The sequence below is a fragment of the Staphylococcus sp. AC872 genome, assembly GCF_979255425.1.
On the sequence record NZ_CEEDKW010000009.1, the window covers coordinates 43,619 to 70,462 of the forward strand.

General features: G+C 33.9%; 26 protein-coding genes and 1 other annotated feature. Of the genes, 2 read left to right on the top strand and 24 right to left on the bottom strand.

Translation table 11 applies throughout. The features are described 5' to 3' along the window. Positions 1 to 14: 14 nt before the first annotated feature. The 22 genes from rpoB to ACZ267_RS11505 form a co-directional block, all read right to left on the bottom strand. On the bottom strand, positions 15 to 3,566 hold the full coding sequence (rpoB, locus tag ACZ267_RS11400) for a DNA-directed RNA polymerase subunit beta (protein ID WP_463680322.1): 3,552 nt from the start codon (positions 3,564 to 3,566) through the stop codon (positions 15 to 17). Positions 3,567 to 3,783: 217 nt separating this feature from the next. After that, the gene (locus ACZ267_RS11405) at positions 3,784 to 4,392 is read right to left on the bottom strand and encodes a class I SAM-dependent methyltransferase (RefSeq protein WP_002465553.1); all 609 of its coding nucleotides are present in this window, start codon (positions 4,390 to 4,392) and stop codon (positions 3,784 to 3,786) included. Positions 4,393 to 4,551: 159 nt separating this feature from the next. Further along, complete coding sequence (gene rplL, locus ACZ267_RS11410) at positions 4,552 to 4,920, bottom strand: 50S ribosomal protein L7/L12 (protein ID WP_002451217.1); 369 nt, start codon at positions 4,918 to 4,920, stop codon at positions 4,552 to 4,554. A gap of 39 nt (positions 4,921 to 4,959) precedes the next feature. Continuing rightward, positions 4,960 to 5,460 carry a 50S ribosomal protein L10 gene (gene rplJ / locus ACZ267_RS11415; protein ID WP_002451216.1) on the bottom strand — a complete coding sequence of 167 codons (501 nt, stop codon included), beginning with the start codon at positions 5,458 to 5,460 and terminating at the stop codon, positions 4,960 to 4,962. 39 nt (positions 5,461 to 5,499) lie between these two features. After that, positions 5,500 to 5,645, bottom strand: a sequence feature (ribosomal protein L10 leader region). A gap of 280 nt (positions 5,646 to 5,925) precedes the next feature. After that, the gene (gene rplA / locus ACZ267_RS11420; RefSeq protein ID WP_002451215.1) at positions 5,926 to 6,621 is read right to left on the bottom strand and encodes a 50S ribosomal protein L1; all 696 of its coding nucleotides are present in this window, start codon (positions 6,619 to 6,621) and stop codon (positions 5,926 to 5,928) included. A gap of 216 nt (positions 6,622 to 6,837) precedes the next feature. Then, positions 6,838 to 7,260 carry a 50S ribosomal protein L11 gene (rplK, locus tag ACZ267_RS11425; protein WP_002451214.1) on the bottom strand — a complete coding sequence of 141 codons (423 nt, stop codon included), beginning with the start codon at positions 7,258 to 7,260 and terminating at the stop codon, positions 6,838 to 6,840. A gap of 180 nt (positions 7,261 to 7,440) precedes the next feature. Next, positions 7,441 to 7,989, bottom strand: coding sequence for a transcription termination/antitermination protein NusG (gene nusG, locus ACZ267_RS11430; RefSeq protein ID WP_002451213.1), 549 nt, complete (start codon positions 7,987 to 7,989; stop codon positions 7,441 to 7,443). Positions 7,990 to 7,999: 10 nt separating this feature from the next. Beyond that, on the bottom strand, positions 8,000 to 8,182 hold the full coding sequence (gene secE, locus ACZ267_RS11435) for a preprotein translocase subunit SecE (protein WP_002451212.1): 183 nt from the start codon (positions 8,180 to 8,182) through the stop codon (positions 8,000 to 8,002). Between the two features lie 51 nt (positions 8,183 to 8,233). Continuing rightward, positions 8,234 to 8,377, bottom strand: a complete 144-nt coding sequence (gene rpmG / locus ACZ267_RS11440) for a 50S ribosomal protein L33 (RefSeq protein WP_079449076.1) — start codon at positions 8,375 to 8,377, stop codon at positions 8,234 to 8,236. 124 nt (positions 8,378 to 8,501) lie between these two features. Further along, positions 8,502 to 9,083 carry a sigma-70 family RNA polymerase sigma factor gene (locus tag ACZ267_RS11445; RefSeq protein WP_079449077.1) on the bottom strand — a complete coding sequence of 194 codons (582 nt, stop codon included), beginning with the start codon at positions 9,081 to 9,083 and terminating at the stop codon, positions 8,502 to 8,504. Between the two features lie 70 nt (positions 9,084 to 9,153). Continuing rightward, the gene (locus tag ACZ267_RS11450) at positions 9,154 to 9,681 is read right to left on the bottom strand and encodes an NYN domain-containing protein (RefSeq protein WP_002465578.1); all 528 of its coding nucleotides are present in this window, start codon (positions 9,679 to 9,681) and stop codon (positions 9,154 to 9,156) included. Then, positions 9,681 to 10,427, bottom strand: a complete 747-nt coding sequence (gene rlmB / locus ACZ267_RS11455) for a 23S rRNA (guanosine(2251)-2'-O)-methyltransferase RlmB (RefSeq protein ID WP_002465583.1) — start codon at positions 10,425 to 10,427, stop codon at positions 9,681 to 9,683. The genes ACZ267_RS11450 and rlmB overlap by 1 nt, the downstream gene beginning before the upstream one ends. 4 nt (positions 10,428 to 10,431) lie before the next feature. Next, positions 10,432 to 10,821 carry a Mini-ribonuclease 3 gene (locus tag ACZ267_RS11460; RefSeq protein WP_031463892.1) on the bottom strand — a complete coding sequence of 130 codons (390 nt, stop codon included), beginning with the start codon at positions 10,819 to 10,821 and terminating at the stop codon, positions 10,432 to 10,434. Position 10,822: 1 nt separating this feature from the next. Beyond that, on the bottom strand, positions 10,823 to 12,223 hold the full coding sequence (gene cysS, locus ACZ267_RS11465; RefSeq protein WP_015365358.1) for a cysteine--tRNA ligase: 1,401 nt from the start codon (positions 12,221 to 12,223) through the stop codon (positions 10,823 to 10,825). Next, entirely contained in the window at positions 12,207 to 12,836 is a 630-nt protein-coding gene (cysE, locus tag ACZ267_RS11470; RefSeq protein WP_171001928.1) for a serine O-acetyltransferase, read from the bottom strand. Before cysE ends, cysS begins: the two co-directional genes overlap by 17 nt. Positions 12,837 to 13,230: 394 nt before the next feature. Then, positions 13,231 to 14,685, bottom strand: coding sequence for a glutamate--tRNA ligase (gene gltX, locus ACZ267_RS11475; protein WP_015365360.1), 1,455 nt, complete (start codon positions 14,683 to 14,685; stop codon positions 13,231 to 13,233). 285 nt (positions 14,686 to 14,970) lie between these two features. Continuing rightward, positions 14,971 to 16,044 carry a PIN/TRAM domain-containing protein gene (locus tag ACZ267_RS11480; protein ID WP_002465562.1) on the bottom strand — a complete coding sequence of 358 codons (1,074 nt, stop codon included), beginning with the start codon at positions 16,042 to 16,044 and terminating at the stop codon, positions 14,971 to 14,973. Between the two features lie 26 nt (positions 16,045 to 16,070). Beyond that, entirely contained in the window at positions 16,071 to 17,435 is a 1,365-nt protein-coding gene (gene radA / locus ACZ267_RS11485) for a DNA repair protein RadA (protein ID WP_002465557.1), read from the bottom strand. A 341-nt stretch (positions 17,436 to 17,776) separates the two neighbouring features. Then, positions 17,777 to 20,230, bottom strand: a complete 2,454-nt coding sequence (locus ACZ267_RS11490; protein WP_002465575.1) for an ATP-dependent Clp protease ATP-binding subunit — start codon at positions 20,228 to 20,230, stop codon at positions 17,777 to 17,779. A 15-nt stretch (positions 20,231 to 20,245) separates the two neighbouring features. After that, positions 20,246 to 21,250, bottom strand: coding sequence for a protein arginine kinase (locus ACZ267_RS11495; RefSeq protein WP_002465569.1), 1,005 nt, complete (start codon positions 21,248 to 21,250; stop codon positions 20,246 to 20,248). Next, entirely contained in the window at positions 21,243 to 21,800 is a 558-nt protein-coding gene (locus ACZ267_RS11500) for a UvrB/UvrC motif-containing protein (RefSeq protein ID WP_002465548.1), read from the bottom strand. The genes ACZ267_RS11495 and ACZ267_RS11500 overlap by 8 nt, the downstream gene beginning before the upstream one ends. 20 nt (positions 21,801 to 21,820) lie before the next feature. Then, entirely contained in the window at positions 21,821 to 22,282 is a 462-nt protein-coding gene (locus ACZ267_RS11505) for a CtsR family transcriptional regulator (RefSeq protein WP_002451197.1), read from the bottom strand. A 155-nt stretch (positions 22,283 to 22,437) separates the two neighbouring features. On the opposite strand from ACZ267_RS11505, the gene ACZ267_RS11510 reads away from it, so the two are divergent. Next, a complete protein-coding gene (locus ACZ267_RS11510; RefSeq protein ID WP_002465580.1) occupies positions 22,438 to 23,652 on the top strand; it encodes a NupC/NupG family nucleoside CNT transporter in 1,215 nt (404 codons plus the stop codon). A gap of 56 nt (positions 23,653 to 23,708) precedes the next feature. On the opposite strand, the gene pdxT is transcribed toward ACZ267_RS11510, so the two are convergent. After that, positions 23,709 to 24,266 carry a pyridoxal 5'-phosphate synthase glutaminase subunit PdxT gene (pdxT, locus tag ACZ267_RS11515; RefSeq protein ID WP_015365361.1) on the bottom strand — a complete coding sequence of 186 codons (558 nt, stop codon included), beginning with the start codon at positions 24,264 to 24,266 and terminating at the stop codon, positions 23,709 to 23,711. A 3-nt stretch (positions 24,267 to 24,269) separates the two neighbouring features. After that, positions 24,270 to 25,157, bottom strand: a complete 888-nt coding sequence (pdxS, locus tag ACZ267_RS11520; RefSeq protein WP_463680323.1) for a pyridoxal 5'-phosphate synthase lyase subunit PdxS — start codon at positions 25,155 to 25,157, stop codon at positions 24,270 to 24,272. A gap of 96 nt (positions 25,158 to 25,253) precedes the next feature. On the opposite strand from pdxS, the gene pdxR reads away from it, so the two are divergent. Next, complete coding sequence (gene pdxR, locus ACZ267_RS11525; RefSeq protein ID WP_002465559.1) at positions 25,254 to 26,639, top strand: MocR-like pyridoxine biosynthesis transcription factor PdxR; 1,386 nt, start codon at positions 25,254 to 25,256, stop codon at positions 26,637 to 26,639. The last annotated feature ends 205 nt before the right edge of the window (positions 26,640 to 26,844 follow it).

The window sequence follows — 26,844 nt, forward strand, 5'->3', positions numbered from 1 at the left end:
ATCTTAAGTGCATATTAATCAGTAGTTTCTTTTTGTGATTCTGGCGCATCTTTTTGTTGTAAATCTACTTTGCGTTCTGTTACATCTTCATCTTCAATGTCGGCCATTTCGATTTCGTTATCTTGCTCATCCATCACTTTGACGTCTAATCCTAAACTTTGTAATTCTTTCATCAATACTCGGAATGATTCAGGAACACTTGGTCTAGAGATATTTTCACCTTTAACAATAGATTCGTATGTTTTAACACGACCTACTGTATCATCTGATTTATAAGTCAAGATTTCTTGTAATGTGTATGCAGCACCATATGCTTCAAGTGCCCATACCTCCATCTCACCGAAACGTTGTCCACCAAATTGTGCTTTACCACCTAGTGGTTGTTGCGTTACTAATGAGTATGGACCAGTTGAACGCGCATGTAATTTATCGTCAACCATGTGTGCAAGTTTAAGCATGTACATAACACCTACTGAAATACGGTTGTCGAATGGTTCACCAGTTCGACCATCGTATAATACAGTTTTACCGTCACGTGCCATGCCAGCTTCTTCAATAGTTGACCATACGTCATCATCATTAGCACCATCGAATACTGGAGATGCAACATGGATGCCTAAGTTTTTAGCAGCCATACCTAAATGTAATTCAAGAACTTGTCCGATGTTCATACGTGATGGTACACCTAGTGGGTTTAACATGATGTCAATTGGACGTCCGTCTGGTAAATATGGCATATCTTCTTCTGGAACGATTTTTGAGATGACACCTTTATTACCATGACGACCACACATTTTATCTCCGACGTGAATTTTACGTTTTTGAACGATGTAAACACGTACTAATTGGTTAACACCTGGTGATAATGTGTCGTCTCCTTCTTCACGATTGAAGACTTTAACATCTAATACGATACCGCCAGCACCGTGTGGTACACGTAATGATGTATCACGTACTTCACGTGCTTTTTCACCAAAGATAGCATGTAATAATCTTTCTTCAGCTGTAAGCTCTGTAACCCCTTTAGGCGTTACTTTACCTACTAAGATATCTCCATCTTTAACTTCAGCACCGACATATACAATACCACGTTCGTCTAAGTTTTTAAGTGCACTTTCAGAAACGTTAGGAATATCACGAGTAATTTCTTCAGGTCCTAGTTTAGTATCACGTGCTTCTGATTCATATTCTTCAATATGGATAGAAGTGTATACGTCATCTTTAACTAGACGCTCACTCATGATAACAGCATCCTCATAGTTGTAACCATCCCATGTCATGAATCCTACAACTACGTTACGACCTAAGGCCATTTCACCTAATTCCATTGAAGGACCATCGGCTAAGATTTCGTTGTATTCAACAATGTCACCTGCAGCAACAATTGGGCGTTGGTTGTAACATGTACCTGAGTTTGAACGTTTGAATTTCGCTAATGGATAGCGATCTAATTCACCTTCATACTCTTGGCCGTCTTGTTCTACTAATCGACGTACTAAGATTTCATTAGACTCAACATGTTCAACACGACCTCTGTGGTTAGCTGTAATTGCCGCACCAGAGTCACGCGCAGCAACATGCTCCATACCTGTACCAACGAATGGTGCTTCAGGATTCATCAATGGTACTGCTTGACGTTGCATGTTCGCACCCATTAATGCACGGTTAGAGTCATCGTTTTCTAAGAATGGAATACAAGCTGTAGCGGCTGAAACAACCTGCTTAGGTGAAACGTCCATGTAATCCATTTTTTCTTTAGCCATTACTGTGTTATTACCACGGAAACGACAAACTACTTCATCATCTATGAAACGTCCGTTTTCATCTAAACGTGAGTTCGCTTGGGCAACAACATAACTATCTTCTTCGTCAGCAGTTAAATAATCGATTTGGTCTGTAATCGCATTAGTGTCTAAATCCACTTTACGATATGGTGTTTCAATGAAACCAAATTCGTTTACACGTGCATAACTAGATAATGAGTTGATTAATCCAATGTTTGGACCCTCTGGCGTTTCAATTGGACACATACGACCATAGTGAGAATAGTGTACGTCACGTACCTCCATTTGTGCACGTTCACGTGTTAAACCACCAGGTCCTAAAGCATATAAACGACGTTTATGTGTCAACTCTGCTAATGGGTTAGCTTGGTCCATGAATTGTGATAATTGAGAACTACCAAAGAATTCTTTTATTGATGCAATAACTGGGCGAATATTGATTAATTGTTGTGGTGTGATTGAATCAGTGTCTTGAATAGACATTCTTTCACGTACCACACGCTCCATTCTTGATAAACCAATACGGAATTGGTTTTGTAATAGTTCGCCTACTGAACGTAAACGACGATTACCTAAATGGTCAATATCGTCTGTATAACCAATACCACTTAATAAGTTAAAGAAGTAACTCATTGAAGCAATGATGTCAGCTGGCGTAATACATTTAACTTCAGAATCCGGTAATGCATTACCGATCACTGTAGTTGTACGACCTTCATCATCATTTGGAACATATACTTTAATTGATTGAATTTCAACTGGTTCATCAATAACTGTTCCTTCTAGTTCGAACACTTCACTATTAGCATTTGCTTCTAATACATCCATGATCTCGTCTAACTTACGACGATCAAGAACTGTACCTTCTTCAACAACAATTTCACCCGTTTCACTATTAACAATTGGTTCTGCTAATTTTTGATTGAATAAACGGTGTTTTAAGTGAAGTTTTTTATTAGCTTTATAACGACCAACGCTTGCTAAGTCATAACGTTTTGGATCGAAGAAACGTGAATATAATAAACTTTTAGCATTTTCAACTGTTGGTGGTTCGCCAGGGCGTAAACGCTCATAAATTTCTAATAATGCTTGTTCAGTATTTTCAGTACCATCTTTTTCAAGCGTATTGCGTAAGTATTCACTGTCGCCAAGTAAATCAACGATTTCTTGGTCACTAGAGAAACCTAATGCTCTTAACAATACAGTTAATGGTAATTTACGAGTTCTATCAATACGTACATAAACTACATCTTTAGCATCAGTTTCATATTCTAACCATGCACCACGGTTAGGAATGATAGTTGCATCGTAGTTTTCACGTCCGTTTTTATCAAGTTTTTCATTGAAATATACGGATGGTGAACGTACTAATTGTGATACGATAACACGTTCTGCACCATTAATTACAAATGTACCTGTATCAGTCATTAATGGGAAATCACCCATAAATACTTCTTGCTCTTTCACTTCGCCAGTTTCTTTAATAATAAGACGTACTTTTACACGAAGAGGTGCAGCATAAGTAGCGTCACGGTTTTTTGATTCTTCTAAGTCGTATTTTGGTTCACCTAATCTATAATCTACAAATTCTAAAGATAGGTTTCCTGTGAAATCTTCAATCGGAGAAATGTCTCTAAACATTTCTAATAAACCTTCTTTAAGGAACCAATCGTAAGATTTTGTTTGAATTTCTATTAAGTTCGGTAATTCTAATACTTCTGAAATTCTCGCGTAGTTTCTACGTTTACGATGTCTTCCATATTGGACAACTTGACCTGCCAAACAGATTCACCCCTCAAAAATTGTGTGGGTTGCTTTTACTAATAAAACAAAGAGTGCCACAAGATTTAAAGACAAAAAGAAAACGGCAACACTTCAGATGACACCATTTTCTATTCTATATTTATCTTGATTTACTTATTTGTTTTTGCGTAAAAGTACACACTTATTGAACATAAATTTTTACATTTTATAACTATATCAGAATAATACTATTAAATCAAGCTTTTACGCTTTTCAATATATAGTATCCTTTACTTTTATTCACAACTTCCACATTGTTAAATAATTCATCCATTTTCTTTTTAGCTGAAGGCATACCTTGTTTTTTTTGAATAACAACAAATAATTCGCCATTACTTTTCAATTTTTGATACGCTTCTTCAAAAATACGATGAACGACAGTTTTGCCCGCCCTGATTGGCGGATTTGTTAACACAAAATCAAATTGGTTATTATCAACCTGAGTCATACCATCACTTTCGAAAATATCCGCATTTTCAATATGATTTTTCTTTTTATTCTTTTTAGCTAATTCTAATGCTCTACGATTGACGTCTAACATTGTAATATGGTGATGTGGTGATACTTTAGCAATCATTAGTCCAATTGGACCATATCCACAACCTACATCAGCAATTGTTTTACTCGGTCCAGGAGGATTTGCTTTCAAGAATGTTTGGATTAGTAAATCAGATCCAAAATCCACTTTATCTCTAGAAAACACACCATTATCTGTTATTAAATTAATAGAATGTTGATAACATTCATAAGTAATTTGTTTTTCATCACTTTTTACTTCCGGATTTTCGTCGTAGTAATGACTCATGTCTTCACCTCTATCAGTCTTTTGCATTCCTATTATTCTAAATTTAGCTATAAATGAATTAAAAACCCCGTTATCGCGATAACGGGGTTTTTAACTTCTCAAAGAATGTGATTACGATTTAAAAATCAATAACCATATTATTTAGTTAGGAAACTAGAACTATTTTAATTCTACTGTAGCTCCAACTTCTTCTAATTGTTCTTTAAGTTTTTCAGCGTCTTCTTTAGGCATAGCTTCTTTGATTACTTTAGGAGCTCCGTCTACTAATTCTTTAGCATCTTTTAATCCTAAGCCAGTTGCTTCTTTAACAGCTTTAACAACTTTGATTTTTGAAGATCCAGCTGAAGTTAATTCAACATCAAATTCAGTTTTTTCAGCTGCTGCTTCTCCGCCGCCAGCTGCACCTGCTGCTGCTACTGGAGCTGCTGCAGTTACACCAAATTCTTCTTCAATTGCTTTTACTAAATCGTTTAATTCTAAAACTGACATTTCTTTAATTGCTTCAATGATTTGTTCTTGATTAGCCATTTTATAATTCCTCCGTTATTTTTAATTTTTTATGCGCAATTATTCAGCGCTTTCTTCTTTTTGTTCTCCAACAGCTTTAACCGCATAAGCGAAGTTGCGTACTGGAGCTTGTAATACAGATAAAAGCATAGATACAAGACCGTCGTGTGAAGGTAATGAACCAACAGTTTTAACTTCTTCTGCTGAAATAACATTTCCTTCCATAACGCCTGATTTAACTTCTAAAGCTTCATGTTCTTTAGCAAATCCTGCAATAACTTTTGCTGGAGCTACAACATCTTCTGTTGAAGTTGCAATAGCAGTTGGACCTGTTAAGAATTCATCTAAGCCTTCGATTCCAGCTTTTTCAGCTGCGCGACGTACCATTGTGTTTTTGTATACTTTATACTCAACACCAGCTTCACGTAATTGTTTACGTAATTCAGTAACTTCAGCTACTGTTAATCCACGGTAGTCAACGATCACTGTTGAAACTGAGTTTTTAAGTTGATCAGCAATAGTATCAACTAATTGTTTTTTAGCTTCAATGATAGCAGACATTCAGACACCTCCATTTAGTATTTTTCGGTGCTTTTTTTAAGATTAATAAAAAAAGCACTTTCTACCCACGGCAAAAAGTGCTTGAAAGTTTAATAGTCACGTTCAAGTCAATTTTAGCCTCGGCAGGATCGGTTTTTAAGTTATCAAATAACTCCTACTGTCTTAGGTAAAATAATCACAATAATTAATATAACCGTTTAATTGTAATATGTCAATATATTTTTAGAAACTCTTTGCATTTTAATGCTTAGAGTTTCTTATGCATGAACCTTGCTCAGGCGCTCCTTAATTCAATGCATTTTAATGCTTGTCGATTTTAGGAATAATTCTAGCATCTCCTGCATAGCATTAACTCGAATACAATCATTTTACACTGCTTATAAAAATTATCAATTATCTTTTTTTCAAAAATCAAGCCTAGAACATAAACTGTTCTAGGCTTAATGTAATTTAAATATATTTAAATTATAGTTTGAATGAAGCAGTATCAACTTTTACTCCAGGACCCATTGTTGTTGTAACAGCAACAGATTTGAAGTAAGTACCTTTAGATGAAGATGGTTTAGCTTTTGCTAATACATCTTGTAAGGCTTTGAAGTTTTCAACTAATTTTTCATCGCTAAATGAAACTTTACCGATAGAAGCATGTACGATACCAGCTTTTTCAGCACGATATTCAACTTTACCAGCTTTGATTTCTTCAACAGCTTTTTTAACATCCATAGTTACAGTACCAGTTTTAGGGTTTGGCATTAAACCTTTAGGTCCTAATACACGACCAAGTTTACCAACTTCGCCCATCATGTCTGGAGTAGCAACTACTACGTCAAAGTCAAACCAACCTTGTTGGATTTTTTGTACGTAATCAGATTCACCTACGTAATCTGCGCCTGCTTCTTCAGCTTCAGTGATTTTGTCACCTTTTGCGAATACTAATACACGTTGTGATTTACCAGTTCCGTTTGGTAGCACGACTGCACCACGGATTTGTTGGTCATTTTTACGTGTATCAATTCCTAAACGGAATGCAACTTCAACTGATGCGTCAAAGTTAGCAATGCTTGTTTCTTTAGCTAATTTGATTGCTTCTTCAACACTATAGTATTGAGTACGGTCAACTTTATTAGCTGCTTCTTGATACTTTTTACCTTTTTTAGCCATTTATTGTTCCTCCTTTAGTGGTTTTAGCGGAATTTCCTCCCACATTTACTTGTGTTAGCCACAAGTTAAGAGCAGATAACAGATAGTTTCTTCTTCAAATCAGTCATAGAGACCAAAGTGCAATAAGATGTCATAGACAATATGGATTGTTTACCTATTCTGTTACCTGCTTTTATCGTCTAAATCAGTTCATTTCAAATTAAATTTGATTGCTTATTATTCTACAGTGATTCCCATACTACGAGCAGTACCTTCGATAATACGCATAGCTGCTTCTTCGTCAGCAGCATTTAAGTCTTGCATTTTGCTGTTAGCAATTTCACGTACTTGATCTTTAGTTACTGAAGCAACTTTGTTTTTGTTAGGTTCGCCTGAACCTTTTTCAACGCCAGCTGCTTTTTTAAGTAGTACTGGAGCCGGTGGAGTTTTTGTAATGAATGTAAATGAACGGTCTTCATATACACTAATTTCTACCGGAATGATTAAACCTGCTTGTTCTTGAGTACGTGCATTGAACTCTTTACAGAATCCCATAATATTCACACCTGCTTGACCTAATGCTGGACCAACTGGTGGTGCTGGATTTGCTTTACCTGCAGGAATTTGTAATTTAACTACTTTTTCTACTTTTTTAGCCACGATGTGCACCTCCTTGATATCGTGATGTGGTCACAGGGCTCAGTTTTGCCCTCCCACTCTTAACATTTCGTGACGAAATGAACGCTCTAAAAGCGCGACCACATTATTTTAACACTTTTTTATTTCAAAAAGCAATAGTAAAATTTCAACTTTTACATTTAAAAACGTTAATTTATCTCACTATAATTTTTCGATTTGATCGAATTCTACTTCTACTGGTGTTTCACGTCCAAACATGTCAACTAATACTGTTAATTTGAATTTTTCCGCTTCAATCTCTTGAACTTCTCCGACTTGGTTTGCGAATGGTCCAGATTTAATACGTACTTGCTCTCCAACATCTAACTCGACATCGATTGTTTTTTCTTTTAATCCCATTTGTTTAAGTATAAAGCGAACTTCTTCTGGAAGTAATGGGTTAGGTTTTGAACCAGCTCCAGCTGAACCGACAAATCCAGTCACACCTGGTGTATTTCTTACTACGTACCATGACTCATCTGTCATTACAAGTTCAACTAGTACATAACCAGGGAATGTTTTCTTCACAAGTTTTTTTGCTTTACCGTCTTTAACTTGTGTTTCTTCTTCTTCAGGTATGACAACTCTAAAGATTTGTTCTGTCATATTCATTGATTCTACTCTTTTTTCAAGATTCTTTTTAACTTTATTTTCATATCCTGAGTATGTATGCACTGCATACCAACGCTTTGCGCCTACTTCTTCAGACATGTCGCCACTCCTAACCTATTAATAAATTTTTCAATGCTGTAATTCCTAAATCTAAGGCATAGAAAAAGACTAAGAAGAATATTACTGTTGATACTACAATAACAGTATATTTAAACAATTCTTCTTTAGTTGGCCAACTCGTCTTTTCCATTTCTGATTTTACACCTTGAAAAAAGCTTTCTTTTTTAGCCACTAATAAAACCTCCAAATCTTTCAACAATAGTCATTAATATTTGAATATCGTTTATTTTGATTCTTTATGTACTGTATGAGCATTGCATCTTGAACAGTATTTCTTAAGGGTCAATCGTACTGCTGAACCTTCTTTTTTGGGTACTTGATAATTTCTATTGCCACACTCTTCACAATTCAAGGGTACTTTTTTCACTTTCATTCACCTTTACTCATTAATATACCAGTCTACTATACATAAATCTAAATATGAATGTCAAACTGATAAATGACTATCACAGTAAGTATTTGTGGGTATAGACTGTTGTCGCACTACACTATTATTTTAATTTATATTCTAAATGATGTCTTATTTTCATTTTACAACGTTGTATCGCATTGTAAACTACTTTGTCTTTTATACCTAGTAAATGTGCGATTTCTTTTGGTTTATAACCTTTACTATAAAATTCAAATACTTCTCGTTCTTGTTTAGTTAATTTCTCACACGCCGTGTTCAATAGTTTGATTGCTTCACATGTTAATATTTCTCTTTCAACTCGATCCCGATTAAGCAGGTTCGTTTGATATTCAACCACAGCATCATTAACTACATTCGTATATCGCTTCTGTTGAGTGTAATGCCGTCGATAGTAATCACATTTAACTGATTTGATGAGCTGCGATATATATTTTATAAACGAATCATCATATTGAAAATGATGGCGCTCAAGCGCTAGATATATTTTGATGAGCACTTCTTGATAAAGGTCGTCTTTTTCAAAATCATTTTGAGAAATATAATTAATTCTTCTCATAATAAAAGAATTGAATTGTTGAAGTATCGCTTTTAATTCTATATCTAATTGTTGTGACTTTGACAATAATAATTGTTGTTTCAAGTTGTTATTCTTATGTGTCATATCTTAGTTGCCTTTCAAAATTTTAAGGCTATTCTATATGAAACACTATCTAAATAACAATATTGCTAAATCAGTCTTTTTTATGGTTTCCTCTTCGTATTTTTTCAAATTCTGCAAGTATATCTTCTGATAGCGGAATTCGAGTTCTTGGTTTAGTTTCTGTAATATCTTCGAGGGATTTACTCACCGTTATTTGATTTTCTCTCAAATCTCTCCACATTTCTCTCGAAGATACGCGATAAGCACCTGAACCAAAAATAGCATGTTGTTCACTCATATCACTCGTCACAACTGTAATATGCGTTGTATGTTTATCGTATAATTCATATACATATCGTTCAATAAAACTATCTGCTGTTTCCTTTTCTTTAGTAAATACAGTTTTCACGCCATGATACATGTATTCTCTTTCTATGCCAGATTGTTCATACGCATCAAAGACACAAACAATTTCATCGGCAATAACAGCATTATAGTTTGCTATTGCATCAATGAGTTGTTCTCTCGCCTCTTCTAAGTTTTCTTTGGCGATTTTACTTAATGTTGGTGATTGGCCAATCATGTTATACCCATCAATTATTAAATAACGTTCTTTCATTATTTATCTCCGTTCGAGTGTCTTTTACGGAATACCTCATACATCATTAAACTAGCAGCAACAGATGCATTTAAACTATTCACATGACCGACCATAGGAATTTTAATATAAAAATCACATTTATCACTTACTAATCTACTCATACCTTGCCCTTCACTACCAATTACAATTGCTAATGACATATCAGCTTCTAAATCTCTATAATCCGTTGCGTTATTCGCTTCGGTACCTGCAACCCAAAAACCATTGTTTTTTAATTCATCAATCGTTTTGGCTAAGTTTGTCACTCTAATCACTGGCACATGTTGAATAGCACCTGTAGATGCTTTAGCAACAGTTTGAGTTAATGAAACAGAACGACGTTTAGGGATAATCACCCCATCCACACCTGATGCGTCAGCCGTTCTTAATATTGATCCAAGATTATGCGGATCTTCTAACCCATCTAGAATGATAACGGTAGATAAACCATCTTTTTCTTGTTGTTGCTTCAAAAACTGATCAAAATCTGCGTATTCATATGGTGCTACTAATGCTGCTACGCCCTGATGAGGTGCAGTTGATAAAAAATCTAATTTGGATTTTGGTACTGTTTGTACAATTAGTTTTTGATCTTTTGCATTTTTTAAAATGTCGTTAATTTGTTGTTTTTTTATACCGTCTTGAATCAAAATTTTATTTATAGAATGACCTGAAATAATAGCTTCCTTTACTGCATGTCTACCAACGATGACTATATCTTCCACGTACTCACGACCTCTCGTTAACTATTTCTATGATTTTATCTAGTAATACCTTTAATCTTTCTTCTCTATGTTCTAGATACAAAAAGCCAATTACCGCTTCTAATGCAGAACTTTTACGATACGTTTGAACGTCTGTATTTTTAGCTTTAGTATAACTTTTAGCATTGCGCCCTCTCTTTAATATATCCATTTCTTCTTCAGTAAACCATGGTTCCTCAATAAGTGTTTCAAGTGTCTGCGCTTGGCTTTTAGCTGAGACATATAACTTAGACATTTGATGTAATCGATTGGGTTTACTTCGCAATTTGAGTACGATATATTTTCGAACATGCTGATCTAAAACGGCATCTCCCATATAAGCTAATGTTAACGGGTTCAGTAATTTAATATTCATATTATCCACGTTTAAATCTAACACCTTGAGGGGTATCTTCTAATATAATATTCTGCTCTTTTAAATGGTCTCTAATTTCATCAGCACGTGCGAAGTCTTTATTTTTGCGAGCTTCATTTCGCTCTTCTATTAATTGCTCTATTTCTTCATCTAATAAATCATCTTGTTGGTTGCCTTTTAGCGGAACACCTAAGACGTCACTGAATATTTGATATACTTCTTTGAATTTAGCAATTACTTTAGATGATGTTACATTTTCTAAAACATATCTATTCGCTAATTTGGCTAAATCATACCATGCAGTCACTGCATTAGCAGTGTTAAAATCATCATCCATTACAGCTTCAAAGTTCTCTAATATTTGATCAATTTGATTGATATATTCTTCTTGATTATCTATATCTGTCGCAATAGCTTCTCTTTCTTCGATAAGTTGATAGCTATTTCTAATACGTTCAAGTCCACTTTTAGCAGCACTCACAAGTTCTAAATTATAGTTGATTGGGCTACGATAATGAACACTAATCATAAAGAATCTTAATACGTCTGGGTCAATTTCTTTGATAATATCATGTACTAAAATAAAGTTGCCTAATGACTTACTCATTTTTTCATTATCAATATTGATAAAGCCATTATGCATCCAATAGTTGGCAAATGGAGCATGGTTATGTGCTTCAGATTGTGCAATTTCATTTTCATGGTGAGGGAATTGTAAATCTGATCCACCTGCATGAATATCAATAGTTGGACCAAGTTCATGAAACGCCATTACTGAACATTCTATATGCCAGCCTGGTCGACCTTCTCCAAATGGACTTTCCCAACTAATTTCACCTGGCTTAGCCTTTTTCCATAAAGTGAAATCAAGTGCATCTTCCTTCTGATCGCCTGCTTCGATACGTGCACCTACTTTTAAATCATCAATTGATTGATGACTTAACTTACCGTAGTCTTTAAATTGACGTGTTCTAAAATAGACATCCCCATTACTTTCATATGCATATCCTTCATCTACTAATTTTTTGATAAAATCAATAATCTCATCCATATGATTCATAACTCTCGGATTTGATGTTGCTTTTTTAACATTCAGTGCACCTACGTCTTCATAGAATGCCTTAATATATTTATCTGCAATTTCAGGAACACTTTCGTTTAATTCTTTTGAACGCTTGATTAATTTATCGTCGACATCTGTAAAGTTAGATACATATATCACTTCATAACCTTTATATTCAAAATATCTACGTACAACGTCATAATTTATCGCCGGTCTTGCATTTCCAATATGGATATAGTTATAAACAGTTGGACCACAAACGTACATTTTCACCTTACCTGGTTCTATTGGTTCAAATGTTTCTTTTTGACGTGTTAACGTATTATATAATGTAATCATCTTGAATCTCTCCGTTTCTTGTTTTTTCAAGTTGTCTTTCTAAGTGTTTAATTTGTTCATATAATGGATCAGGTAAATTACGATGATCGAATGTTTTACCAATACGTTTACCATCTTGTTTTACAATATGGCCTGGTATACCTACAACTGTAGAATAACTTGGTACTGATTGTAGCACTACTGAATTCGCGCCTATATTTACGTTAGAACTAATTTGAATATTACCTAAAACCTTTGATCCAGCTGCGATAAGGACATTATCACCGATATCTGGATGCCTTTTACCTTTTTCTTTACCAGTCCCACCTAAAGTTACACCTTGATATATCGTTACGTTATCTCCAATCGTGCACGTTTCACCAATAACTACGCCCATACCATGGTCGATAAATAAGCGTTTCCCAATTTTAGCCCCAGGATGAATTTCAATACCTGTAAAAAATCTAGATATTTGTGAAATAGCTCTAGCAGCTACATAACGTTGATTATTATATAATTTATGTGCGATCAAATGACTCCATACAGCATGTAATCCTGCATATGTTGTAACAACTTCAATAGTTGAGCGCGCCGCTGGATCCTGTTCAAACACCATTTTTATATCGTCTCTCATTCTTCTTAACAAAACATTCTCCCCCTTAGCTTTACAACTAATATTAGTTCTTTAGTTTGTATATTTGAATAAAATTAAAAAAATGCGCCTCTAACATCTTTTGTTAGAGGCGCATAAGCACGGTTCCACTCTTCGTTCAGTAAATTATTGTATATAAATCATTTCACAGGTTTATATCACATAGATTTACTCTCATTTAATCCATATATAATTTAACAATCAAAGGTGCATTCATTAATTTCCATGTTGTGCTCGCAGCGACCGCACACTCTCTGCATCATGTACCATTTAATTACTAATCCTTTGTTTTAATTCACTTATTACATTCAATATTATGTGTTAAATTGTAATTTTTCAAGTGTGAATTTTAATTTTTTTGATTTTCTCTATATGCTTAAATATATTCTTTCAATCGTGATAATACTTTGTCTTTACCAAGCACTTCAATTGTATTTGGTAATTCAGGGCCATGCATTTGTCCTGTAACTGCAACACGAATTGGCATAAATAATTGTTTACCTTTAATGCCAGTTTCTTTTTGTACTTCTTTAATCGCTTTTTTAATTTCCGCTGCTTCGAATGGTTCAAGTGCTTCTAATTTGCCATATAAATGTGTCATTAGTTCTGGCACTTGTTCACCATTGATAACTTCTTTTTCTTCTTCTCCAAATTCAGGCATATCATTAAAGAACATTTCTGAAAGTGGTACGATTTCTCCAGCATAACTCATTTCTTTTTGGTATAAAGCTACAAGTTTACATCCCCAATCTAAATCTTCTTCAGAAGGGTTTTCTGGGATTAAGTTAGCTTTAATTAAATGTGGTAGTGCTAATTCAAATACTGTTTCAGTATCTTTTTGTTTCATATATTGGTTATTGACCCATGCTAATTTTTGTTTATCAAAGAATGCAGGTGATTTAGATAATCGTTTTTCATCAAAGATTTTAATAAATTCTTCTTTAGAATAAATTTCTTCTTCACCTTCAGGTGACCAACCTAATAATGTAATAAAGTTAAATAACGCTTCTGGTAAATAACCTAAATCACGATATTGCTCGATAAATTGTAAAATTTGCCCATCACGTTTACTTAGTTTCTTGCGTTCTTCATTAACAATAAGTGACATATGAGCAAATCTTGGTGCTTCCCATCCAAATGCTTCATAAATCATTAATTGTTTTGGCGTATTTGAAACATGGTCATCACCGCGAATAACATCACTGATTTCCATGTAATGATCATCAATTGCTACTGCAAAGTTATACGTTGGCACACCGTCTTTTTTCACGATAACCCAGTCGCCCATATTATTTGAATCAAATGAAATTTCACCTTTAACCATATCGTTAAAAGTATATGTTTTATCTTTAGGTACACGGAATCTAATTGATGGTTGACGACCTTCCGCTTCGAATTGTTGACGTTGTTCTTCTGTTAAATGAGCGTGTTGACCACCATATCTTGGCATTTCTCCACGTGCTATTTGAGCTTCACGTTCTGCTTCTAATTCTTCTTCAGTCATATAACATTTATAAGCTTTGTCTTCTTCTAATAATTGCTTAATCAGTGGGTTATAGATATCTGCACGTTCAGATTGACGATATGGTCCATAACCTTTATCTTTATCAACTGATTCGTCCCATTCTAATCCTAACCATTTTAAGTTATCGAATTGTGAAGATTCGCCATCTTCTAAATTACGTTTGCTATCAGTATCTTCAATACGTACTACAAAATCGCCGCCATAGTGTTTAGCAAATAAATAGTTAAACAAAGCCGTACGTGCATTGCCGATATGCAAGTATCCTGTTGGACTTGGTGCGTATCTTACTCTTACGCGTTCACTCATTTTATCCACTCCTGTAGTTTTTAATTATTGATATTTTTAATTTGTAACAATATCTATTCAACTTTCCTTATTGAATATGTAACGAATGATTATCCATGATTAAGTCTCTATGATAAATTTTATTTCTATCTACAAAAAATGAATCATTGTTAATACAAATTGTGTCAGAAACAATTGTAGCACTTCTACGCTACTTTGATAAGTTACTAGCATTCATTTTTCGTGTATTCATACCAATAAGTTTTCAACTCGTTTCACATGAAACTGGTTTGCCATATTCAATAATCATTCTTCTGTTATTTCATTTAAATTTTTAGCAAAGACAATACGTCCTGATGACGTTTGTAATAAACTAATCACTTCTAAATCGACATGTTGTCCTATTAATTTCTTAGCATTATCAACAACAACCATAGTACCATCGTCTAAATAACCGACACCTTGTCCTGGCTCTTTTCCCATTTTAGTTAATAAGATATTTAAATGGTCTCCTTGGTGTACATTTGGTTTAATAGCTTCTGATAGATCATTAACGTTTAACGCACTTATTCCATGTACATGACAAACTTTATTAAGATTAAAATCTGTTGTAATAATGTGTGCATGGTACTGTTTTGCTAATTTAATCAACAAAGTATCTATATCACTATGCGATTTTGTGGGATGAATAACACGCGTTGGATAATCTAAATCATATATTTGATTAAGTTTATCTAAACCTCTTTGTCCTTTTTCACGTTTAACACTATCATTAGCATCAGCAATTACTTGTAATTCATTAATCACACCTTGTGGAATAAGCACTTCTCCGTCCATAAACCCACATTTCATAATATCTATAACTCTTCCATCAATGATGGCACTTGTATCGATAATTTTTGGGATTGCCTTAAACGAATGTTGCGACATTGAACGTGATATGTTTTCTGGCAAAAACATTAACATCTCGTCTCTCTTCTTTAGGCCAAATTGGAAACCAAAATAACATAAAATCATTGTAATAATAATCGGAATAAAATGATTTAAAACTGAATTTCCTATCAATTCTAAAATAAATGAAATCATTACAGAGATGAGTAGTCCAATAATTAAGCCAATTGTAGCAAATAATATTTCTACAGCGCTACGTTTCATAATTGTATGTTCTAGCTCTTTAAAAGCAAATGTAATTTGTTTGATAAATAAACCAAAAATAATAAAAAATACAATAATCCCAATGAGTCCGTCTATATAATGATTCGTCAAAATGGGATATTGACTAAATCCTAAATCATTTACAACTTCAGGAATAATAATAATTCCTAAAGTAGCACCTATAATCATATAAATGGCTACAACCATTAATCTTAATGGATTCATTTTTTACCTCCTCTCTTTCAAATCACTTATGAATTAAATGCGTATTTTAATGCTTCATGTACTGATGAAACACCTACTACTTTTATATCTTCCGGGAAGGTCCAACCACCTATATTAGTTTGAGGAATAATAACTCTCTTAAATCCTAACTTTGCTGCTTCTTGAACACGTTGTTCTATTCTAGCTACACGTCTTACTTCTCCTGTTAGACCAACCTCGCCAATAAAGCAGTCTAAGCCGTCTACAGCTTTGTCTTTAAAGCTTGAAGCTGTAGCTACAATGATACTTAAATCAACTGCAGGTTCAGTTAATTTCACGCCGCCAGCAACCTTAATATAAGCATCTTGTTGTTGTAATAGATAATTTTCTTTTTTCTCTAAAACAGCCATTAATAAGCTTAAACGATTGTGATCGATACCGGTAGCCATACGACGCGGATTATTAAATGTTGTCGGTGTTACAAGCGCCTGTACTTCAATAAGTAGTGGTCTTGTACCTTCCATAGTTGAAACAATTGTTGAACCTGGCACATTAGTTGAACGTTCTTCTAAAAACATCTCTGAAGGATTTAGCACACCTTTTAGACCACTTTGTTTCATTTCAAATATTCCCATCTCATTAGTCGAACCAAAACGGTTTTTAACTGCTCGTAGTATTCGATAAGCATGATGCTCATCACCTTCAAAATACAATACAGTATCCACCATGTGTTCAAGTAATCTAGGTCCTGCAATTTGTCCTTCTTTTGTAACATGCCCAACAATAAATGTAGCTATGTTCATTTGTTTAGCTATATTCATTAAGCTTTGCGTACTTTCTCTAACCTGTGACACAGATCCTGGTGCAGAGCTAATTTCTGGATGGTATATTGTTTGAATAGAGTCAACTACTAGTAAATCCGGATTAATGTCTTTAACTGTTTGATAAATGACTTCTAAATCCGTTTCAGCTAATACTTGTAATTTACTCGAGTCTTCTTCCAAACGATCTGCACGTAATTTTGTTTGATTGATTGATTCCTCACCTGTGATATATAGAACATTTTTAGATTGTGAGAGTGAGGCACAAATTTGTAGTAGTAACGTGGATTTACCAATACCTGGATCTCCGCCTATTAATACTAATGATCCATTAACTATTCCTCCACCTAGTACACGGTTAAATTCTTTAGATTCTGTAAGAACGCGTGGTGTAGATTCATTTTTGATACTATCTAATGTTTGTACTTTCCCTGCTGTTTCTTTAGATTTAACACCATGTTTAGGATTGGCAGCTTTTTCTACTATTTCTTCCATCTGGTTCCATGCACCACAATTAGGACACTTTCCCATCCATTTTGGAGATTGATAGCCACATGCCATACATTCAAATATTATCTTTTTCTTGGCCAATTTCGCACCTCCGTTATATTTAAGAACAAATCTATTTTAAACTGACAATTTCATAATGACAAATTAAATGTTAATGCTTTAATTAATTTTTTAAAAGTATTCATAATTCAATACGATAAAGTCATTTTTTCGTCTTAATATGTAAATTTTATTTTTTATTAATTAATGCTTTTCTTTAATTATCGATATATTAATACTATTTTAACAATGTTATTTCCTATTATGTCACAACTCAATTTAGGAAGCATTGGAAATAAAGAATAATGGTTATTGAAATATAAATAAAGAGGTAGGAACATTTCGGTTCCCACCTCTTATTGTATGATTAAGTTTATGATGGTTTACGCTTCAGTAGATGCTTTATCTTCTTTTCTATCTTGAATGTCATATTTAAACTCTTCACCGTCATGATCTACTGTTACTTCTTTACCTTCCAATTGATTTCCGTCTAAGATCAATTCACTTAGATTGTCTTCAACCGTTTTTTGAATTGCACGAATCAATGGTCTTGCACCATATTCTGGATCATATCCTTCTTCAGCAATTTTTTCTTTGGCTTTTTCAGTAACTTTGATATTAATATTTTGTTCTGATAAACGCAATGTTAATTTATTCACCATCATAGTGACGATTTCTTTAAGTTCTTCTTTAGATAATTTGTGGAATACAATAATATCATCCACACGGTTTAAGAACTCAGGACGGAAAGCATTTTTAAGCTCTTTCATCATTGTTTTACGTATAGATTCATAGTCTTGACCATCATCTGCACCACCAAAACCAGCGAAACGTTGATCTTGTAATTCTTGAGCACCAACATTTGATGTCATAATGATAACTGTATTTCGGAAGTCAACTTGACGTCCTTTGGTATCCGTTAAATGACCATCATCTAAAACTTGTAAAAGTATATTAAATACATCTGGATGTGCTTTTTCAATTTCATCAAATAGGATAACTGAATATGGTTTACGTCTTACTTTTTCAGTTAATTGACCGCCATCATCATGTCCAACATAGCCTGGAGGGGCTCCGACTAAACGACTGACAGCATGTTTTTCCATAAACTCACTCATATCAACTCTAATCATAGCATCATCTTCACCAAACATTGATTCTGCTAAAGCACGAGCTAATTCAGTTTTACCCACACCTGTAGGTCCTAAGAATATAAAGCTACCAATTGGACGTTTAGGGTCTTTTAAGCCTGCTCTTGCACGTCTAACAGCTTTACTGATAGATGTCACGGCATCTTTTTGACCAATAACTCTATCATGTAGAGTATCTTCAAGATTTAGTAAACGATCTGATTCTGTTTCATTAATTCTAGTTAATGGGATACCTGTCCAACCTGCAATAACCTCAGCAATATCTTCTTCTGATAATGATGTACTTACCCCATCTTGTGAGTTTTTCCATTCATTTTTAGCTTCTTCATATTGTTTTTCTAATTTCGTTTGTTTATCTCTTAGATTAGCTGCATTTTCAAATTCTTGTGCATGGACAGCTGCATCTTTTTCATTTTTTACTTTTTCAATTTGTTGTTCAATTTCTTTTAAATTATTAGGTGTTGTATGACTTTTCAATCTTACTTTTGAACTTGCTTCATCGATAAGGTCAATTGCTTTGTCTGGTAAAAATCGATCTGACACATAGCGATGGCTTAATTTAGCAGCCGCTTCTAAAGCTTCATCTGAAATATTGATGCGATGATGCGCTTCATAGCGATCACGAAGTCCTTTTAAAATTGATACAGTGTCTTCAACTGTAGGCTCATCAACTTGAATAGGTTGGAAACGACGCTCTAACGCAGCATCTTTTTCAATGTTTTTACGATATTCGTCTAACGTTGTTGCACCAATACATTGTAATTCGCCACGTGCTAATGCTGGTTTTAAGATATTTGAAGCATCTATTGCACCTTCTGCACCACCTGCACCTACTAATGTATGCAATTCATCAATAAATAGAATCACATTGCCAGCTTGATGAATTTCTTCCATTACTTTTTTCAATCGTTCTTCAAATTCACCACGGTATTTTGTACCAGCTACAACAGTACCCATATCTAGTGACATGACACGTTTGTTTTTAAGTGTTTCCGGTACTTCATTATTTACTATAGCTTGAGCTAAACCTTCCGCAATAGCTGTTTTACCTACACCTGGCTCACCAATTAATACAGGATTATTTTTAGTACGACGACTTAATACTTCTATAACTCGTGTAATTTCTTTGTCTCGACCCACAACTGGATCTAATGTGCCATCTTTAGCAATAATTGTTAAATCACGTGCTAAACTATCTAATGTTGGTGTGTTATTAGATTTATTTGCTTGAGCATTTTTATTACTCATTTCTGGGCTACCTAATGCTTTAACTACTTGTGCACGTGCTTTTGTAATATTTAAATCAAGGTTAGCAAATACACGCGCCGCTACACCTTCATTTTCACGGATTAAGCCAAGTAAAATATGTTCTGTTCCTACAAAATTGTGATGTAGTTTACGTGCTTCGTCCATTGATAATTCAATCACTTTTTTAGCTCTAGGTGTATAATGTAATGTTGCCATAGGAGCTTGACCATGACCGATAAGTTTTTCAACCTCTTCAATAACTTTATCCTCTGTAATATTAAAGCTTTCTAATACTTTTGCTGCGATACCTTCAGGTTCTTTCATTAGACCTAATAAAAGATGTTCTGTTCCAATATTTGAATGGTTCAATCGAATTGCTTCTTCTTGTGCATGAGCTAATACTCTTTGCGCACGTTCAGTTAATCTACCAAATAGCATATGATTTGTTACCTCCTATTTTATATGTTCTCTTAAAACATTCGCTCTCTTTTCATTGACTGGTGTTTCATCTTCTTCATCAAATAAAAATGGTGTTTGAATACCAACCATCAATTCATTGAATTTAAAATTATCAAGTTCGATATAATTTAAATCTATGCCTAATTTAACTTCACTCAATCGATAAGATGCCTCTTCCATAGAGATAAGTCTGCTATTTTGCAATATTCCTAATGAACGATAGACTCTATCTAATGTTTCTATATGTTTATGTTTATCTAATCTTGATCGGATTTGAAGTTCTTCATTTATAATTTGATTGATTACTTCTGTTAAATTCTCTATGATTTCTTCTTCTGTTTTCCCCAATGTTAATTGGTTTGAAACCTGGTAAATGTGGCCATAAACTTGTGACCCTTCACCATATATTCCTCGAATGGTAAAACCAAATCGGTTAATAGTCTGTGCTATACCTGACATTCTTTTCATTATAGAAAGACCAGGCAAATGCAACATCACACTTGCTCTCATACCAGTTCCGATATTAGTAGGACATGTAGTTAAGTACCCTAAATGTTCATCATAGCTAATATCAAGTTGTTGGTCGATTTCATCATCTAGTGCTGACGCTTCTTTATACAATCTTTCTAATGATAAATCTGTACCAAGCGCTTGAATTCTAATATGATCTTCTTCATTAATCATGACACTAATAGATTCATCATCATTTAGTAGAACAGCCGATGCTGGTTGTTTGATCAACTCTGGACTTACCAAATGTTTAGCAACCAATTTCATTTTATTTTGTTGGTCCATCATATCTAGTCTTTTTAAAGTCATGCTAGGTAATGCATCTTGTACTTCATTTATTACTCTAAATCCATCTTGTTCTGTCGGAAACATGAGTGGGTGAACATGATTTTCAAGATTTCTTGCTAGGCGAATTCTTGAAGAAATGACCACTGGTGCTTCTTTATTCGTTTTCATCCACTCACTAATGTTAGGTTCTAAGTCACTCATCATGTTGCACCTCGCTCTCTTCACTTAGCGATTTGATTTCGTCTCGAACAATAGCTGCCTGTTCGAAATCTTGTTCATCTATTAATTGTTGTAAATATTGCTTTTTCTCTTCGATTTTCTTTTTAAGTGCAAGCTTATGATAAGAAGAGTGAGGTACCTTTCCTACATGTTCATATTGACCGCCTTGCACACGTCTTACTATGTCTAGGATGTCATCCTTAAATGTGGCATAGCAATTAGAACAACCAAATTTGCCTACATGTGCTATGTCTTTTAACGTCATATGACAAGTTGGACATCTTTTTTCTTCCTGAAATGCCATTTCTTGAAAATTAATACCATGTTTAGTTGCTAAATGTTGTAATATTTGCTTTACAACAAATGCTTCTTCTATATCATCTTGATGATGATAGGATGATTGCTCTTGGTGTGTCCATGGGTTATCACCTTGCGCACAAGTACTACACACCCATTTTTCTTGCATACCATCTTTACTTTTAACAGTTAATTTCACTTCAGCTTCATTTAAATGGCAATTTTCACAAAGCAAAAAGCAACACCTCAATTCCTCTAGTAATAATTTATGACAGGTAAAATTCGTTTAAGAATATTTGCTCTAATAATATCTCGAGAAACAATATCCATTTTTAACGTTTCTCGATCAATGGCAGCAATAATCATTTTTGCTTCTCTTTCATTCACAAGTCCTTTATCTAACAAGCCATCTATTAAATAAAGTGCTTGTTGTTGAGATATTGAAGGACCTATTAATTGAAGTAAATGATTAATATAACCTGTTTCATCTTTGTTTTCAATTTTCGTGATTCGGATGTATCCTCCACCACCACGTTTACTTTCTATTTCGTAACCATGCTCATTTGTAAATCTAGTTTTAATCACATAGTTTAATTGAGAAGGGACGCAGTCAAAACGTTGAGCAATATTTGCTCTTTGAATTTCCACCACATCTTCATTGGTTTCTTCAAATAAATGTTTAATGTACTGTTCTATGATGTCGGACATATTATGCATGATTATCACCTCTTTTTGACCTTCTTTGACTATATTATATGACCAACTTTGACCATTTTCAATTAATTTGATTTTAAATTTTTAAAATTTATGATGTTAGCGCTTATTTTTTATTGTATGATAGACAATAGAATAAATTAAAGGAATGAAAAAACATGCACATTCTCATTGGGATTATTGGAATTATTTTCTTCTTAGCACTCGCGTACTTATTTAGTTCAGATAGAAAGAATATTCGTTGGCAATATGTTGGACTATTATTAGTTATTCAATTAATTTTCGCCTTCATTTTATTAAAAACAAACATTGGTATTACAGTCATTGGTGGTATTGCTAATGGTTTTGGTTATTTGCTATCTAAAGCAGCAGAAGGCGTTAACTTCGTTTTCGGTGGTTTTAAATATGTAGATCCTAAAAATCCACCATTTTTCTTTAACGTTTTATTACCAATTGTATTTATTTCAGCATTAATTGGGATTCTACAATACACTAAAATTTTACCATTTATAATTAACGTATTAGGTTTCCTTATTTCAAAAATCAATGGTATGGGACGTTTGGAATCATACAATGCAGTAGCAGCAGCAATTTTAGGTCAATCTGAAGTGTTTATTTCTTTAAAACAACAACTTCCTTATATACCTAAACAACGTTTGTATACTTTAACAGCATCTGCAATGTCTACAGTATCTGCTTCAATTATAGGTGCTTATTTCACATTAATTGAACCGAAATACGTTGTAACAGCTGTTGTATTAAACTTATTCGGTGGTTTCATCATCGCTTCAATCATTAACCCTTATCAAGTTAATGAAGAGGATGATAAATTATTAGTAGCCGAAAGTGAAACGAAAAATCAATCTTTCTTTGAAATGCTTGGGGAGTATATTCTAGATGGATTTAAAGTGGCAGTCATTGTAGGTGCGATGCTTATCGGATACATCGCAATTATCGCGTTACTAAATGGCTTAGTAAGTGGTACTTTCAGTTTACTTTCACATGGCGCAATCAAATGGGATTTCCAAACTTTAATTGGATTTGTATTTGCTCCATTTGCATTCTTAGCAGGTGTCCCATGGAACGACGCAGTACAATCAGGTTCTGTTATGGCAACTAAATTATTATCAAATGAATTCGTTGCAATGCAGGCATTAGGTAAGTTAAATGGCATTTCAGAACACGCTAAAGGTGTTACTTCAGTATTCTTAGTATCATTTGCTAACTTTAGCTCGATTGGTATTATTTCTGGTGCTATTAAATCATTAAATGATAAAAAAGGTGACGTTGTTGCAAGATTCGGATTAAAATTATTATTCGGTGCGACATTAGTATCATTTATTTCAGCAGCAATTGCTGGATTCTTCATCTAATGAACAAAGGCAATGTATGAAAGAGCATTTAAACTCAATCATACATTGCCTTATTTTTATTTTTGAATCATATGGTTTATAAAATAATCAGTTACACGATAATCATCTGTTAATTCTGGATGAAATGATACACCTAAATATTCACCTTGTTTAACTGCAACGATTTTATCGCCAACTTTACTTAATATTTCAACATTGTCAGCTACCTTCGCAATATGAGGTGCTCTAATAAAAACACCTTCTATATCCTTAGCTATGCCTTTGATATCTAATTCCGATTCAAAGCTATCGACTTGTCTACCAAACGAATTACGTTCAACTGTAATATCTAATTTATTTAAATAGCCTTCTTCACCTTCAACATCACTAGCCAATACGATTAAACCTGCACAAGTACCAAACATAGGTAAATCTGATTGCTGTAACTTTTCTTTAAAACCATATAAATCCATTAACCTTCTTAATGTTGTTGATTCGCCACCAGGTAAGATTAAACCATCGATATCATCTAGTTGTTCTACTTTTTTAATTGGGATACCTTCATGGCCACTTAATTCTATATGACGAATATGTTCACGAACTGCACCTTGAAGTGCTAATACACCTATTTTCATATATTACCAACCACGCTCTTGCATACGTTCTTCTAATGAAATTTGATTAATATCTAACCCTTTCATGGCTGTTCCTAATTCTGCAGCTAATTTACCAATTAGCTCATAATCTTGATAGTGTGTTGTAGCTTGAACAATTACTTTAGCGAATTTTTCTGGATCTTCAGATTTAAAAATACCTGATCCAACAAATACGCCATCTGCACCTAATTCCATCATTAAAGCAGCGTCTTGAGGTGTTGCAACGCCACCTGCTGCAAAGTTAACAACCGGTAATCTACCATTATCTTTGATTTGTTTTAATACTTCATATGGTGCTCCAATATCTTTAGCAAATGTCATAATTTCATCATCATTCATAACAGTCAAACGACTGACTTCAGCATTAACTCTTCTCATATGTCTTACTGCTTCGACAATATTACCTGTTCCTGGTTCACCTTTAGTTCTTAACATAGCAGCACCCTCGCCAATACGACGAGCAGCTTCACCTAAATTACGACAACCACATACAAAAGGTACAGTGAATTGATCTTTGCGTAAATGATATTCTTCATCAGCAGGTGTTAATACTTCTGATTCATCAATATAATCCACACCCATTGCTTCTAATACACGTGCTTCTGTAATATGACCAATTCGTGCTTTAGCCATTACTGGAATAGATACAGCATTCATTACCTCTTCAACAATTTTAGGATTAGCACTACGTGCAACGCCACCTGCTGCACGGATGTCAGAAGGTACTCTTTCTAATGCCATAACTGCAACAGCACCAGCTTCTTCTGCAATTTTAGCTTGTTCTGCATTGACAACATCCATAATAACGCCGCCTTTTTGCATTTCAGCCATTCCTCGTTTAACTCTTTCAGATCCAACTATTTTAGACATAAATTCTACCCCTTTACTTCTTGATTAAATTTATTGTAAAGGATAAACTGATATTTAAAAAGGTTCAATTTATTTATTATAAAGGGGGTCAGATAAATGAGAGAGACACAATCACTCTATATTGATTTATACGAAAAATTAAAAAAGCAAATTATAGAAGGTCAGTATCAGTCAAATGACAGGTTTCCTTCAAAACGCCAATTAAGTGAACATTTATCTTTAAGCCAAACAACAATTGAGCATGCCTATCAATTGCTATTGGATGAAGGGTTTATTTACTCTAAACCCCGATCAGGTTATTACGTATCCGATATCGAATCATTACCTGTACTTCCCAAACAATATGTTTTGCCCACAACTACATACATCAATAATGACAATACGGAGATAGAGAAAACAAATTATAATTATTCTTTCAACTTATCTGAAATCGATGCAGAATATTTTCCCACACATTTATTTAGAAAATATGCAAAAGATGTATTTGAAGATAATCAGTTTGATCTGTTACAAAGAGGAGACAATCAAGGAGAATTTGAATTAAGACAACAAATTGCGCATTACTTATTCAATAGTAGAGGAGTAACATCTCATCCAGATCAAATCGTAATAGGGTCTTCAACAGAGCAATTATTAAATATGTTGACTGATATACTTGAAGATGCGTCATTTGCTATAGAAAAACCCAGTTATCCTCCGATTAAACAAGTATTAGATAAAAAGAAATTCAACTATTTACAAGTCCCAGTCGAGAAAAATGGAATACAAACTCATCCTATTTTATCATCAGAACATAACATTATTTATATTACACCTTCACACCAGTTTCCTACTGGCCATGTCATGAATCTAAAAAAAAGAACTCAACTCATCAATTGGGCTCAACAACAAGATAATAGATACATTATCGAAGATGACTATGATTCAGAATTTAGATATTTTGGTAAACCTATCCCTGCATTACAGAGTCTTGATTCCCAAGATAAAGTCATTTATTTAAGTACCTTTTCAAAATCTATTTATCCAAGTTGTAGGATCGCATATATTGTATTACCACCGAAATTGTTAGAACAATATCATCATTATCATTATAAAGAAGCCAATACAGCTCCAGTTCATATCCAAAGAATGATTGCACAGTTTATGAGTAGTGGTAGTTTTGAGCGTCATTTAAATAAAATGAGAAAAATTTATAAAGAAAAATTGCAATTTATTTTAAATGCTTTGTCACCATACGAAAATCAATTGAAAGTTGACGGTGCACTCACGGGCATGCATTTTACTCTAACTGTTTTAAACGGATTAAACATGGAAGAATGCTTACAACGCGCTAAAGAACATTCACTGAAATTACATCCATATGAATTTGAAGAAAACTCAAATTTGAATCCTCCAAAATTTATTATAGGTTTCGGTGGTATTCCTAAAAAACGATTAGCTTCTCATACGGAAGCACTCATCAATTCGTTAATTATAAAGTAACACTTCTTTTTCTTTTGAAAAAGTTAGTGTTACTTATGCAATTGACGCTAGTCTATTGTATTCATAATTAACTTGAGGAATATAATTAAAGATAAATGGATAAACTGACTCTTTCTTATTTTAAACATAAAAAAAGAGACCTTGCGGTCTCAATTAGATTGCCTGGCATGGGCTATTGATCTTAATAGCTCATGCTATTAAGTAA

Coding starts and splice junctions, on each gene's coding strand:
- ACZ267_RS11450 (WP_002465578.1), bottom strand. CDS start 9,681: ATGAAAGAACGTTATTTAATAATTGATGGGTATAACATGATTGGCCAA.
- rplA (WP_002451215.1), bottom strand. CDS start 6,621: ATGGCTAAAAAAGGTAAAAAGTATCAAGAAGCAGCTAATAAAGTTGAC.
- ACZ267_RS11460 (WP_031463892.1), bottom strand. CDS start 10,821: ATGAATATTAAATTACTGAACCCGTTAACATTAGCTTATATGGGAGAT.
- ACZ267_RS11490 (WP_002465575.1), bottom strand. CDS start 20,230: ATGCTATTTGGTAGATTAACTGAACGTGCGCAAAGAGTATTAGCTCAT.
- nusG (WP_002451213.1), bottom strand. CDS start 7,989: ATGTCTGAAGAAGTAGGCGCAAAGCGTTGGTATGCAGTGCATACATAC.
- pdxS (WP_463680323.1), bottom strand. CDS start 25,157: ATGTCTAAAATAGTTGGATCTGAAAGAGTTAAACGAGGAATGGCTGAA.
- pdxR (WP_002465559.1), top strand. CDS start 25,254: ATGAGAGAGACACAATCACTCTATATTGATTTATACGAAAAATTAAAA.
- ACZ267_RS11480 (WP_002465562.1), bottom strand. CDS start 16,044: ATGAATCCATTAAGATTAATGGTTGTAGCCATTTATATGATTATAGGT.
- rplJ (WP_002451216.1), bottom strand. CDS start 5,460: ATGTCTGCTATCATTGAAGCTAAAAAACAATTAGTTGATACTATTGCT.
- cysE (WP_171001928.1), bottom strand. CDS start 12,836: ATGAGAGACGATATAAAAATGGTGTTTGAACAGGATCCAGCGGCGCGC.
- gltX (WP_015365360.1), bottom strand. CDS start 14,685: ATGAGTGAACGCGTAAGAGTAAGATACGCACCAAGTCCAACAGGATAC.
- ACZ267_RS11510 (WP_002465580.1), top strand. CDS start 22,438: ATGCACATTCTCATTGGGATTATTGGAATTATTTTCTTCTTAGCACTC.
- rplL (WP_002451217.1), bottom strand. CDS start 4,920: ATGGCTAATCAAGAACAAATCATTGAAGCAATTAAAGAAATGTCAGTT.
- ACZ267_RS11405 (WP_002465553.1), bottom strand. CDS start 4,392: ATGAGTCATTACTACGACGAAAATCCGGAAGTAAAAAGTGATGAAAAA.
- ACZ267_RS11445 (WP_079449077.1), bottom strand. CDS start 9,083: ATGACACATAAGAATAACAACTTGAAACAACAATTATTATTGTCAAAG.
- cysS (WP_015365358.1), bottom strand. CDS start 12,223: ATGATTACATTATATAATACGTTAACACGTCAAAAAGAAACATTTGAA.
- ACZ267_RS11505 (WP_002451197.1), bottom strand. CDS start 22,282: ATGCATAATATGTCCGACATCATAGAACAGTACATTAAACATTTATTT.
- pdxT (WP_015365361.1), bottom strand. CDS start 24,266: ATGAAAATAGGTGTATTAGCACTTCAAGGTGCAGTTCGTGAACATATT.
- ACZ267_RS11495 (WP_002465569.1), bottom strand. CDS start 21,250: ATGAGTGACTTAGAACCTAACATTAGTGAGTGGATGAAAACGAATAAA.